The following is a 12,805-nucleotide window of genomic DNA, read 5'->3' on the forward strand; positions in this document are numbered from 1 at the left end:
AACCCAACTTAGATGAGGAGATACGAGAGGCAGGTTTGTTTTTTCATAGCGCATAGCGCATCGCTCATTCAAAGCAGCACCGAGTTCACCGAACCCATGAGCATCCTATACGCCAGCAGCTAAATCGTTGAAAATATGGTGCCCCCACACGGACTCGAACCGCGGACCTACTGATTACAAATCAGTTGCTCTACCAGCTGAGCTATAGGGGCACGCCGCTTCGTCTAATTCCAAGCGGCACATGGAGCAAGCAGAAATTCACCCCCCATCGACACGGCTTTTCACCGGCCGGCACCGCGCTATAGTGCCGGCGACGGCCCCGAACCCGCAGGTCCCATGAAGATCATCCTCCACGCCGGCGCCCATGCCACCGATGACGACAAGCTTCTGCGGTGCCTGCTGCGCAATGCCGACAATCTGCGCGGGCGCGGCGTCGCGGTGCCGGGGCCCAGCCACTACCGGCAGCTTCTCAGCGGCAGCCTTAGCGCGCTCAGCAAGGCCGACCCGGCGCCAGAGGCGCGCGACATCCTGCTGGAAACCGTGTTGAGCGGCGACATCGACGATGTCGGCCGCACCGTGTTCAGCCACGAAGACCTGTTCTGCGTGCCCAAGATCGCCATCGGCCAGGGCCGCATCTATCCGCGCGCCCATGAACGCCTGCGCAACGCGGTACGGCTGTTTGACGGCGACCAGATCGAACTGTTTCTCGGCATCCGCAATCCGGCCACATGGCTTCCCGCGGTGCACGCCCGCACCCCGCTAACGGATTTCGATGCCTTTCTGCACGACGCCGATCCGACCTGGCTGCGCTGGTCGGAACTGATTGAGCGCATCCACGACACCCTCCCGGACCTGCCCGTCACCGTCTGGTGCAACGAGGACAGCCCGCTGATCTGGGGCGAGATCGTGCGCGCCATGGGCGGGCTGGCCTCGGGCACCAAGATCAAGGGCGCCTTCGACCTGCTGTCCGACATCATGTCCGACGAGGGCATGCAGCGGTTTCGGGCCTACCTCAAGCAGAACCCCGGCATGACCGAGCCCAAGAAGCGCCGCGTGATGATCGCCTTTCTCGAGAAATACGCCGTCGAGGACGCGGTCGAGGAAGAACTCGATATCCCCGGCTGGACCGACGCGCATGTCGACGTGCTGACCACGCTTTACGAGCAGGATGTCGACCGTATCGCGGCGATGCAGAATGTTACACTTCTGACGGTGTGACCGCCCAAAGCCCGGCTGAAAGCGGTTTGACGACGGATTTGCACCCGTCAGGCATGTTTACCTGCCGTTACCGAACGTCTAAGCATGCTGCAATGCAACAAACGGAAAGCCTGCCATGCCTGACTTTCAAAAGATCCTGATCGCCAACCGCGGCGAGATCGCCATTCGCATCATGCGTGCCGCCAACGAGATGGGCAAGAAGACCGTCGCGGTCTTTGCCGAAGAGGACAAGCTCGGGCTGCACCGGTTCAAGGCGGACGAGGCCTACAGGATCGGCGAAGGCATGGGCCCGGTCGCGGCCTATCTCAGCATCGAGGAAATCATCCGCGTCGCCAAGATGTCCGGCGCGGATGCGATCCATCCGGGCTACGGCTTGCTGTCCGAGAACCCCGATTTCGTGGACGCCTGCACCAAGGCGGGCATCACCTTCATCGGCCCCCGCGCAGAAACCATGCGCGCTTTGGGCGACAAAGCCTCCGCCCGCAAGGTGGCGATCGAGGCCGGCGTGCCGGTCATCCCCGCCACCGAGGTGCTGGGCGACGACTTCGACGCCATCGCCAAGGAAGCCGAAGAGATCGGCTATCCGCTGATGCTCAAGGCCTCATGGGGTGGCGGCGGGCGCGGCATGCGCCCGATCAACGGCCCCGACGAGCTGAAGGAAAAGGTGTTGGAAGGCCGGCGCGAGGCCGAGGCCGCCTTCGGCAACGGCGAGGGTTATCTGGAAAAGATGATCATCCGCGCCCGCCACGTCGAGGTGCAGATCCTCGGCGACCAACAGGGCAACATCTATCACCTCTACGAACGTGACTGCTCGGTCCAGCGCCGCAACCAGAAGGTCGTGGAACGCGCCCCCGCGCCCTACCTGTCGGAAGCGCAGCGCGAGGAACTCTGCGAACTCGGCCGCAAGATCTGCGCCCATGTGAACTATGAATGCGCCGGCACCGTCGAATTCCTGATGGATATGGAAACCGGCAAGTTCTACTTCATCGAAGTGAACCCCCGCGTGCAGGTCGAACACACCGTCACCGAGGAAGTCACCGGCATCGACATCGTGCAGGCGCAGATCCTGATCGCCGAGGGCAAATCGCTCGCCGAGGCCACCGGCAAGGCCAGCCAGTACGACATCCGCCTCAACGGCCACGCGCTGCAAACCCGCGTTACCACCGAGGATCCTCAGAACAACTTCATCCCCGATTACGGCCGCATCACCGCCTACCGCTCGGCCACCGGCATGGGCATCCGGCTCGACGGCGGCACCGCCTATGCCGGCGGCGTCATCACCCGCTATTACGACTCGCTGCTGACCAAGGTCACCGCCTGGGCGCAGACCCCGGAAAAGGCCATCGCCCGGATGGACCGCGCCCTGCGCGAATTCCGGGTGCGCGGCGTCAGCACCAACATCGCCTTCGTCGAGAACCTGCTGAAGCACCCGACCTTCCTGAACAACCAGTATCACACCAAGTTCATTGACGAGACGCCCGAGCTGTTCCAGTTCAAGAAGCGCCGCGACCGGGGCACCAAGGTACTGACCTACATCGCCGACATCACCGTCAACGGCCACCCCGAGGTGCAGGGCCGACCCAAGCCGCACCCCGATCTGAAACCGGCGAAACCGCCGCATGTGCCGATCGGTGAAGCCCCGCAAGTTGGCACCCGCAATCTGCTCGAGGAAAAAGGCCCGCAGGCCGTGGCCGACTGGATGGCCGCGCAGAAGCAGGTGCTCATCACCGACACCGCGATGCGTGACGGCCACCAGTCGCTTCTGGCCACGCGGATGCGCTCGATCGACATGATCAAGGTCGCCCCCGCCTATGCCCACAAGCTGCCGCAGCTGTTCAGTGTGGAATGCTGGGGCGGCGCCACCTTCGACGTGGCCTATCGCTTCCTGCAGGAATGCCCGTGGCAGCGCCTGCGTGACCTGCGCGCCGCGATGCCCAACGTGATGACGCAGATGCTGCTGCGCGCCTCCAACGGCGTCGGCTACACCAACTACCCCGACAACGTGGTGCAAAGCTTCGTCGCGCAAGCGGCCGAGACCGGCGTCGACGTCTTCCGCGTCTTCGATTCGCTCAACTGGGTCGAAAACATGCGCGTCGCCATGGACGCGGTGCAAGAGGCCAACAAGGTCTGCGAAGGCACCATCTGCTACACCGGCGACTACCGCGATCCCGAGCGGTCGAAGTACGACATGAAGTACTACGTCGAGATGGGCAAACAACTGCGCGACGGCGGTGCCCACGTGCTGGGCCTCAAGGACATGGCCGGGCTGCTCAAGCCCTCCGCCGCCGGTCCGCTGATCCGCGCCCTCAAGGAAGAGGTCGGCCTGCCGATCCATTTCCACACCCACGACACCTCCGGCGCGGGCATCGGCACCATCATGGCCGCCGCCGAGGCCGGGGTGGACGCGGTCGACGGCGCAATGGACGCGCTGTCGGGCAACACCTCGCAGCCGACGCTGGGCTCGATCGTCGAGGCGCTGCGCTTCACCGAACGCGACACCGGGCTGGACATCGCCGCCATCCGCGAGATCTCGAACTACTGGGAGGCCGTGCGCGGCCAGTACGCCGCCTTCGAATCCAGCCTTCAGGCCCCCGCGTCCGAGGTCTACCTGCACGAGATGCCCGGCGGCCAGTTCACCAACCTCAAGACCCAGGCCCGCAGCCTCGGGCTCGAGGAACGCTGGCACGAGGTCGCGCAGGCCTATGCCGACGTCAACATGATGTTCGGCGATATCGTCAAGGTCACGCCCTCCTCCAAGGTGGTCGGCGACATGGCCCTGATGATGGTCAGCCAAGGCCTCACCCGCAAAGAGGTCGAAGACCCCAAGACCGACGTCAGCTTCCCGGATTCGGTCATCGACATGATGAAGGGCAACCTCGGCCAGCCTCCGGGCGGCTTCCCGACGGGCATCCTCAACAAGGTCCTGAAGGGCGAGAAACCCAACACCGAACGCCCCGGCAAGCACCTCAAGCCCGTCGATATCGAGGCCGAGCGCGAGAAGCTTTCGAAAGAGCTCGAAGGCCTCAAGATCGATAACGAGGATCTCAACGGTTACCTGATGTATCCCAAGGTCTTCCTCGACTACATGGGCCGCCACCGCCAATACGGCCCGGTCCGCACCCTGCCCACGCATACCTTCTTCTACGGCATGCAGCCGGGCGAACAGATCACCGCCGAGATCGACCCCGGCAAGACGCTGGAAATCCGTCTGCAGGCGGTCGGCGAGACCGGCGAGGACGGCAACGTCAAGGTGTTCTTCGAACTCAACGGCCAGCCGCGCGTGATCCGCGTGCCCGACCGCAAGGCCGCCAGCAGCACCGCCGCGCGGCCCAAGGCCGAGCTTGGCAACCCCGGCCACATCGGCGCGCCGATGCCCGGCGTGGTGGCCAGCGTCGCGGTCAAGCCCGGCGACAAGGTCAAGGAGGGCGACATGCTGCTGACCATTGAGGCAATGAAGATGGAAACCGGCATCCACGCCGAACGCGCCGCCACGGTCAAGGCGGTGCACGTCCAGCCCGGCGGCCAGATCGACGCCAAGGACCTGCTGGTCGAACTTGAGGACTGACCTCCCCACACCCAGCACACCCAGTTTCAGACAAGGGCCCGGTCGCTAGCGTCCGGGCCTTTCACGTATCGGGCGCCCGCCGTGCCTTCATCTTGCCCGGCAAACTCCGGGGGTGAGGCCGCAGGCCGAGGGGGCAGCGCCCCCTTGTCGGCATCCTGCCCCGCCCGTCGCCCGCGCCCGCAGCAGGCAAAAAAATCGCCTGCGACACAGATTCCCCTTGCAGCCCGGGCGAGTCCTTTATAAATCCCCGACACCCAGTGGATATGCGGGCGTAGCTCAGGGGTAGAGCATAACCTTGCCAAGGTTAGGGTCGGGCGTTCGAATCGCCTCGCCCGCTCCATAGGGACCCCAGGCCAGCAATGGCCAAACGGATGCGGGCGTAGCTCAGGGGTAGAGCATAACCTTGCCAAGGTTAGGGTCGGGCGTTCGAATCGCCTCGCCCGCTCCAAAACTTCCCAATACGATGGTAGATAACGGCCTTTCGAGGCCCAAACAGGCTGCGCAACCTGTTTGCCCTGCTCGCCCGCGCAGCCATGCAGGCCTGCCGCCTGCGTCCTCGGCCAGCGCCCCGTCCAAAGGGTGTCCCGCCGCAATTCCTGCGCGCCCGCGTCGAGCCACCGCTCAAATGCAGGCTGGCTTGCAAGAGTGGCAGGCCATGACGCCGACGAACATGTCCGAAACAACGACGCACGGAGGGAAGGTCGGCACCAATCCGTCCAGCAGCGCCCGGGCCAGTCCCGCCCGGCGTGTTCTCCCCAGGTCTTCCCGTCAGCCCGGTCTCGGCAACGGTGACACCGCGGCTTAGTCCACCGCCCGGATCAGCTTGCGTTCCAGCACCCGCAGCACCGCCTTCAGGTCAGGCCCGCGCTTGAGCATCTGCCCTTCCATGCCGATCACCGCGTACATGCCCTGCCTTTGCCGCAGCTTCGGCCGCTTCTCGATCCGGTAGAGCGGGTTCTCCGCCGTGCGCCGAAATACCGAGAACACGGCCGCGTCCCGCAGGGTCGAGATGCCGTAGTCCCGCCACTCGCCCGCCGCCACCATGCGACCATAAAGCGACAGGATCACCGCCAGCTCCTGACGCTGAAAGGCCACTACCTCGGAGGCGGAGCCCGAAAACGGGGAATAGCTGTTCATGCCTTCAGACTTGCGTCCTTTCACCGTCAAATCAAGTTCCGGCAAATCCTCCGTGCTGCACCTGTGTCGCCCGCGCCCGCATTCCGGGCTCCGCCATGATCGACTCGAAAAGAGAACAAAACGTGAATATACTCACCCTCTCCGAGGATTCGGCCAGTATTTCAGCCTGTCAGATGTACGTCTCAAAATGTTCGCAGAACTCTCGATCACCTCGAATTTCACCTTTCTCACCGGGGCCTCCCACCCCGAGGAATACATGGCCCGTGCCGCCGCCTTCGGCATGCCCGCCATCGCCATCGCCGACGACAATTCCGTCGCCGGCATCGTCCGCGCCCATACCCAGGCGCGCGAGATCGCAAGACAGGTCCGCGACCGCCAGGCCTTCGACGCCGACCATGGCCTGATCGGCCCGCCCGCGCCTTTCGACACGCCGCAAAGCCCGCTGCTCACCGCCATGCCGCGGCTGATTCCCGCCGCGCGGCTCCGCTTCACCGACGCGCCCTGCGTCACCGCACTGGTGCAGACCCGCAAGGGCTGGGCCACCCTCTGCCGCCTGCTGTCGCTGGGCCGCCTCCGGGCCGACAAGGGCGCCTGCACCCTTCACCTCGCGGACCTGCTTCAATGCGGCGCGGACGGGCTGCACCTGTGCCTCCACGGCCCGCCCCAGGCGCCGTCCTCTCCCCCCGGCGCGGACGACTGGTATCCCCAGGCGCAGCGGCTGACGCGCCGGCTGGGCGAACACATGTCGCTGCTTCTCACCCCGGAATACGACGGCGCCGATCCCGCCCGCTTCGCTCGCCTCACCACGCTGGCGGACGATCTGGGCATTGCCACCGTCGCCTCCGCCGCGCCGCTGATGCACACCGGCCGCCGCCGCCGCATGGCCGACGTGCTGACTGCCATCCGCGAGGGCACCACCGTGGAAAACCTCGGCGCGCGCGCGCTGCCCAACGGCGAACGCCGCCTCCGGTCCGAGCGTGAGATGCTGCGCCTGTTCCGCGGTCATGAACCAGCCGTCCACCGCGCCGGCGCCCTCGCCGCCGCCTGCACCTTCTCGCTCGACGAGTTGCGCTACGAATACCCCTCCGAGATCGCCGAGGGCGAAACCCCCGCCCAACGCCTTTCCCGCCTTGCCCACAAGGGGTTGCGCTGGCGCTATCCCGATGGCGCGCCCGACAAGGTCCGCAAGATGCTCGAGCATGAACTCCGGCTGATCTCGAAGCTCAACTACGAACCCTACTTCCTCACCGTCCGCGACATCGTGGCCTTCGCCCGCGACCGCCACATCCTCTGCCAGGGCCGGGGCAGCGCCGCCAATTCGGTGGTCTGCTACTGCCTCGGTGTCACCTCGGTCTCCCCCGAAATCGGCACCATGGTCTTCGAACGCTTCGTCTCCGAGGCCCGCGACGAGCCGCCCGACATCGACGTAGATTTCGAACACGAGCGCCGCGAAGAGGTGATCCAGCACATCTACGAACGCTACGGCCGCCACCGCGCCGGGCTCTGCGCCACCGTCATCCACTATCGCGGCAAACGCGCAATACGCGAGGTCGGCGCCGCCATGGGCCTCAGCCAGGACACCATCGGCGCCATGGCCTCGCAGCTCTGGGGTTTCTTCTCGGTGCGCGGGCTGGAAGGCGCCCAGCGCCTGCGCGAGATCGGCCTCGACCCCGACGACCGCCGGCTCGCCCAGACCCTCGCGCTGGTCGAGGAAATCAACGGCTTCCCCCGCCACCTCTCCCAGCACGTCGGCGGTTTCATCATCACCGAAGGCCGTCTGGACGAACTGGTGCCGATCGAGAACGCCACCATGGAGGACCGCACCGTCATCTGCTGGGACAAGGACGATATCGACACGCTGGGCATCCTCAAGGTCGACGTGCTCAGCCTCGGCATGCTCACCTGCATCCGCAAGGCCTTCGACCTGATCCGCCAACATAAAGGGCAGGAGTGGCGCCTCGCCACGCTGCCGCCCGAGGACCCGGTGGTCTACGACATGCTCTGCCGCGCCGATACCGTGGGCGTCTTCCAGGTCGAAAGCCGCGCCCAGATGAACTTCCTCCCCCGGATGCGCCCGCGCTGCTTCTACGATCTGGTGATCGAGGTCGCGATCATCCGCCCCGGTCCCATTCAGGGCGACATGGTCCACCCCTACATCCGCCGCCGCAACGGCGAGGAGACGGTGCACTTCCCCTCCGACGCGCTGGGCGAGGTGCTGGGCAAGACGCTGGGCGTGCCGCTGTTTCAGGAACAGGCGATGCAGATCGCCATCGTCGGCGCCGGCTTCACCCCGGAAGAGGCCGACCGCCTGCGCCGCGCGCTCGCCACCTTCAAGAAGCTCGGCAACGTCAGCGAATTCCGCAACCGCTTCATGCGCGGCATGAAGCGCAACGGCTATGACGAGGAGTTCTCGGAACGCTGCTTTTCCCAGATCGAGGGCTTCGGCTCTTACGGCTTTCCCGAAAGCCACGCCGCCAGTTTCGCGCTGCTGGTCTATGCCTCGGCCTGGATCAAGTGCCACCACCCCGGCATCTTCGCCTGCGCGCTGCTGAACGCCCAGCCGATGGGCTTCTACGCCCCCGCGCAGATCGTCCGCGACGCGCGCGAACACGGCGTGGTGGTGCGCCCGGTCTGCGTCCAGTCCAGCTTCTGGGACAACGTGATGGAGCCCGACGGCCGCGGCGGGCTCGCGCTGCGGCTGGGGTTCCGCCAGATCAAGGGCATGAAGGAGGAAGACGCCAACTGGATCACCGCCGCCCGTGGCAACGGCTACCGCGGCGTCGCGGACGTCTGGCGCCGCGCCGGGCTGCCTGCCGCCATCCTCGCCCGCCTTGCCGAGGCCGATTGCTTCGCCGATCTGATGCCCCGCCGCGAGGCGCTGTGGGAGGCCAAGGCCCTGACCGCCTCGAAGGCGCTGCCGCTGTTCGACGGCGACATGGACGGCGAGGCGATCTTCGAGCCGGCCGCAAACCTCCCCGCGATGACGCTCGGCGAAGAGGTGGTCGAGGATTACGTCGCCACCCGCCTGACGCTGCGCGCCCACCCGCTGGCGCTGCTGCGCGACCGGCTCACCCCGCCCCGACCGCAGTCCCGGACCTGATCCGGGACCTCAGGCCCGGCCGCGGCAGGGGCGGTGTGACAGGCAGGCCGATCCCGTCGCCTGCCGATCCCGCCGCCGCAAAGCTTCGTGATCACAGGCGACATTTCGCCGGCGGGCTGCTAAACTACGAGTCCCTAACGAGGTTTCGGACCCCACGAAACCGTCCGGACCCTCCCGTGCAAACTGGCGGAAAGGACGGACTCATGGCAAAGACAATTGGCAATCCCCTCTCCTGGACGGCGCAAGCGCTCGGCAAAGGGGTCACCTCCACCGGCGAGATCGTCGGCGAATTGCGACATCACGAAGCCATCCCCGTCCGCATCCGAAAGATCGGCACCGCCGACCTGCGCATGGCGCTGTCCAAGGGCACCGAGGACTTCCTGGCCATGCGCAGCGACGTGCTGTGGATCGTGCTCATCTATCCGATCGTCGGCTTCGTGCTGATCTGGTTCGCGGCGACGCAGAGCCTGCTGCCCCTGCTGTTTCCGCTGGTCTCGGGCTTCGCGCTGCTGGGCCCGGTGGCCGGCGTCGGCCTCTACGAGATGAGCCGCCGGCGCGAGGCCGGGATGGACACCCACTGGAGCGACGGCTTCAAGCTGGCCTTCTCGTCGCGCACCGCACCGATCCTGGTGCTGGGCGGCTATCTCATGGCGCTGTTCATCGGCTGGATGATGACCGCGCTGATGCTCTACAACGCGACGCTCGGACCCGAGGCGCCGGTCTCGGCGATGGCCTTCCTGTCCGACATCTTCACCACCACCGCCGGGCTGGAAATGCTGGTCTTCGGCATGTTGCTGGGCTTCGTCTTCGCCTGCCTCGTGCTGACTACCAGCCTGGTGAGCTTCCCGATGCTGGTCGACCGACAGGTCGGGCTGCCCACCGCGGTGGCCACCTCGGTTCAGGTCGCGTGGAAAAATCCGGTCACCGTGGCGATCTGGGGCCTGATCGTGGCGGTCCTGCTGGCCCTGGGCTTTGCCACGCTGATGGTCGGGCTGATCTTCGTGCTGCCGATCCTGGCGCATGCGACATGGCACCTCTATCGCCGTGCGGTGGTGCCAGCGGAGGACACGCAGACCTGAGCCTCGCGTCCCTCCGCAAATGTAGGATGGGTGCTCAGCACCCATCCTACGTCACGGGCTGATCAGCCCAGTTCCTCGTCCAGCACCGCCTTGAACTCGGTCCAGGGCATGTTGGTGTATTTCTCGCCATTGATGATGAAGGACGGCGTGCTGGTGATCTGGTCCTCTTCGGCATTTTCCTGGAACCATGCCACCAGCGTCTTGGCCATGTCGGCATCCTGCAGGCAGGATTCCAGCGCGTCGTCGTTCAGCCCGGCCATCCGGCCGATCTTGCGCAACTCGCCCACGATGGTCGACGGATCGCCCGAGGAAATCCAGTCCGACTGTCCCTTGTAGATCAGGTCGGTGATGCCGAAGAACCGCTCTTCACCACCACAGCGCGCGATCATCGACGCCCAAAGCCCATAGCGGTCGAAATAGACCTCGCGGTAGACGAACTTCACCTTGCCGGTGTCGATATAGTCCGCCTTCAGGTCCTTGTACTGGTTGGCATGGAAGTTTGCACAATGCGGACAGGTGTAGCTGGCGTATTCGATCACCGTCAGCGGCGCGTCCTCGTCGCCCAGCACCATGTCCTCGATGACAGAGGTGTCGATAGCGTCATCGCTTTCCTGCGCATCAAGCGCGCCTGCGGGAATCTCGGTCTCGCCGGCACCCTGGTTGAGCAGCCACCAGCCGCCCCCGGCCAGCAGGACCAGCGCCAGTAGCGCGGCGGGGATCATACGCTTCATATCTTCTTTCCTCTCGGGGTCGCTCATGATTTCGCCTTGGATAGAACGTTCCGGGCCAGGGCTTCAAGCGCCCCCTTGAGCCCTTCGTCGGTCACATCTTCGGCATAGGCCCGTGCATCCGCCGTGACCTTGGGGTCCGGGGCCGGCGTTTGTTTGGGCTTTTTCGCATAGCTGAACTGCGCCTGCCCCTCGGCGAAACCGGTCGGCGCCGTCTGGGTGATCCTGATCCGCGCGATCGCGTTATAGCCGTAAGCGGCGTTCACCCGTTCGCGCAGCCGGTCCTTCTGCATCTCCAGCATCGGCGCCATCGCCCCGGTGGTCAGCAGGGTCAGCGTCGCGCCGATTCCGCCGCGCCCGTAGGACACGTTCACCGGCCGCGCCATGGCCGCCACGTCCTCGCCTGCGATCTCCGGCCAGTGGGTCAGCAGCCGCGTCTCGGCAAATCCCCGGCTTTCGCTGGCCCGCCGGATGCGCTGGCTCAACAGGTTCGACGTCCGGGCAAAGCCCCGCGTCGTCGCTCTTCTCCGCTCGGTCACGATTGACTCCCTCTCGCTGGCGCTATTCTAGTGCCCCTCGCGCTCCGCGCCAGCAAAACCCGACATCCGCAAGGTTTCCTGACATCCCGTGAACACCTCTCTGAAATGCACCACATCGGCCCAAAAGGCGCGAGTGCGCCCTGCCCGACCTCGGGAGGGCCTCTCAGTCTCATGGGGCCTCTGTTTCGAAGCACCCCAAGCTGTCCCATGCGTGACCGATGTCGGAATCTGCCCTCCCGGGGGGGAGGTCGGGCAGGGCGCATTCGCGCCGGACGCAGCATCTCGGAAACACACCACCCAGCCAGCCCCCGCCCATGCGTAACCCCGCCACCCTCTCCGCAGATCTCCTAAGTTGGTACGACCACCACGCCCGCCAGCTCCCTTGGCGCACCCCTCCACGCGCCAACACCAGACCCGACCCCTATAAGGTCTGGCTCTCCGAGATCATGCTGCAACAGACCACCGTTGCCGCCGTCCGCGACTACTTCAACCGCTTCACCACCCGCTGGCCCACCGTCACCGCGCTGGCAAACGCCCGGGACGCCGAGGTCATGGCCGAATGGGCCGGCCTCGGCTACTACGCCCGCGCCCGCAACCTGCTGAAATGCGCCCGCACCATCACGACCGAGCACGACGGCCACTTCCCGGCCGATCACGCCCAACTTCTGAAACTCCCCGGCATCGGCCCCTATACCGCCGCCGCCATTGCCTCGATCGCCTTCGACCTGCCGGAAACCGTCCTCGACGGCAATGTCGAACGTGTCATGGCCCGCCTGCACGATGTCCATACGCCGTTGCCCGCCGCCAAGCCCGAGCTGATGGCGCTGGCCGCCCTACTCACGCCAGAACATCGCCCCGGAGACTACGCGCAGGCCGTGATGGACCTCGGCGCCACCATCTGCACGCCCAGAAACCCTGCCTGCGGCCTCTGCCCGTGGCGTTCCGACTGCCAGGCGCGGCTTGCCGGCACCGCCGCAGACCTCCCGAAAAAGACACCCAAGAAGCCCAAGCCCACGCGCCACGGCATCGCCTATATCGCGCGGCGCGTCGATGGCGCCTTCCTGCTCGAAACCCGTCCCGACAAGGGCCTCTTGGGCGGCATGCTCGGCTGGCCCGGCTCCGACTGGACCGAGACCCCTGCCGAGGCCCCTCCGATCCGCGCCGAATGGAAGACCCTGCCCGGCGAGGCCCGTCACACCTTCACCCATTTCCACCTGCGCCTCACCGTCAAGACAGCCCTCGTTCCGATGGACCGCACCCCGGCGCGCGGCGATTTTCACGAGGACTTCCGCCCCGGCGACCTGCCCACTGTCATGCGCAAGGCCTTCGACCTCGCCCACAAGTGACCCGGGCCAGCCCCAGCGCGGAATCAAGGCCGCAGGCCGCCGCGCATCGCCGGGCCGCCCCCCGGCATGGCGATATGGCTGATGGACGTCTGA

The 12,805-nt window shown here is 65.8% G+C and carries 8 protein-coding genes and 3 tRNA genes; 7 read left to right on the forward strand and 4 right to left on the reverse strand.

The features are described from left to right. Positions 1 to 136: 136 nt before the first annotated feature. Positions 137 to 212: transfer RNA gene (locus tag AC04PT_RS15240), tRNA-Thr, on the reverse strand. A gap of 124 nt (positions 213 to 336) precedes the next feature. On the opposite strand from AC04PT_RS15240, the gene AC04PT_RS15245 reads away from it, so the two are divergent. From AC04PT_RS15245 to AC04PT_RS15260, 4 genes are all read left to right on the forward strand, one after another. Next, complete coding sequence (locus AC04PT_RS15245; RefSeq protein ID WP_482874577.1) at positions 337 to 1,218, forward strand: hypothetical protein; 882 nt, start codon at positions 337 to 339, stop codon at positions 1,216 to 1,218. 115 nt (positions 1,219 to 1,333) lie between these two features. Beyond that, complete coding sequence (locus AC04PT_RS15250; RefSeq protein WP_482874578.1) at positions 1,334 to 4,783, forward strand: pyruvate carboxylase; 3,450 nt, start codon at positions 1,334 to 1,336, stop codon at positions 4,781 to 4,783. Between the two features lie 265 nt (positions 4,784 to 5,048). Then, a tRNA-Gly gene (locus AC04PT_RS15255) sits at positions 5,049 to 5,123 on the forward strand. 33 nt (positions 5,124 to 5,156) lie between these two features. Continuing rightward, positions 5,157 to 5,231, forward strand: a tRNA-Gly gene (locus tag AC04PT_RS15260). 353 nt (positions 5,232 to 5,584) lie between these two features. Here the strand turns inward: AC04PT_RS15260 and AC04PT_RS15265 are convergent. Next, complete coding sequence (locus AC04PT_RS15265) at positions 5,585 to 5,920, reverse strand: DUF2794 domain-containing protein (RefSeq protein ID WP_482874579.1); 336 nt, start codon at positions 5,918 to 5,920, stop codon at positions 5,585 to 5,587. A 187-nt stretch (positions 5,921 to 6,107) separates the two neighbouring features. Here AC04PT_RS15265 and AC04PT_RS15270 point away from each other — a divergent pair, with 187 nt between their 5' ends. Continuing rightward, the gene (locus AC04PT_RS15270) at positions 6,108 to 9,020 is read left to right on the forward strand and encodes an error-prone DNA polymerase (protein WP_482874580.1); all 2,913 of its coding nucleotides are present in this window, start codon (positions 6,108 to 6,110) and stop codon (positions 9,018 to 9,020) included. Between the two features lie 203 nt (positions 9,021 to 9,223). Next, complete coding sequence (locus AC04PT_RS15275) at positions 9,224 to 10,099, forward strand: DUF2189 domain-containing protein (protein ID WP_482874581.1); 876 nt, start codon at positions 9,224 to 9,226, stop codon at positions 10,097 to 10,099. 62 nt (positions 10,100 to 10,161) lie between these two features. Here AC04PT_RS15275 and AC04PT_RS15280 read toward each other — a convergent pair whose 3' ends face one another. Continuing rightward, the gene (locus tag AC04PT_RS15280; protein ID WP_482874582.1) at positions 10,162 to 10,830 is read right to left on the reverse strand and encodes a DsbA family protein; all 669 of its coding nucleotides are present in this window, start codon (positions 10,828 to 10,830) and stop codon (positions 10,162 to 10,164) included. A 23-nt stretch (positions 10,831 to 10,853) separates the two neighbouring features. Beyond that, entirely contained in the window at positions 10,854 to 11,366 is a 513-nt protein-coding gene (locus tag AC04PT_RS15285; protein ID WP_482874583.1) for a DUF721 domain-containing protein, read from the reverse strand. Between the two features lie 314 nt (positions 11,367 to 11,680). Here AC04PT_RS15285 and mutY point away from each other — a divergent pair, with 314 nt between their 5' ends. After that, positions 11,681 to 12,712: an A/G-specific adenine glycosylase gene (gene mutY / locus AC04PT_RS15290; RefSeq protein ID WP_482874584.1), complete on the forward strand. Its 1,032-nt coding sequence runs from the start codon at positions 11,681 to 11,683 to the stop codon at positions 12,710 to 12,712. Positions 12,713 to 12,805: the final 93 nt, after the last annotated feature.

It is taken from the genome of Litorisediminivivens sp. KMU-197, from assembly GCF_056858395.1.

What these genes read in the sequence shown, in the direction of transcription:
- AC04PT_RS15270 (WP_482874580.1), top strand. Translation starts at nt 6,108, where the DNA reads ATGTTCGCAGAACTCTCGATCACCTCGAATTTCACCTTTCTCACCGGG.
- AC04PT_RS15275 (WP_482874581.1), top strand. Translation starts at nt 9,224, where the DNA reads ATGGCAAAGACAATTGGCAATCCCCTCTCCTGGACGGCGCAAGCGCTC.
- AC04PT_RS15280 (WP_482874582.1), bottom strand. Translation starts at nt 10,830, where the DNA reads ATGAAGCGTATGATCCCCGCCGCGCTACTGGCGCTGGTCCTGCTGGCC.
- mutY (WP_482874584.1), top strand. Translation starts at nt 11,681, where the DNA reads ATGCGTAACCCCGCCACCCTCTCCGCAGATCTCCTAAGTTGGTACGAC.
- AC04PT_RS15250 (WP_482874578.1), top strand. Translation starts at nt 1,334, where the DNA reads ATGCCTGACTTTCAAAAGATCCTGATCGCCAACCGCGGCGAGATCGCC.
- AC04PT_RS15245 (WP_482874577.1), top strand. Translation starts at nt 337, where the DNA reads ATGAAGATCATCCTCCACGCCGGCGCCCATGCCACCGATGACGACAAG.
- AC04PT_RS15265 (WP_482874579.1), bottom strand. Translation starts at nt 5,920, where the DNA reads ATGAACAGCTATTCCCCGTTTTCGGGCTCCGCCTCCGAGGTAGTGGCC.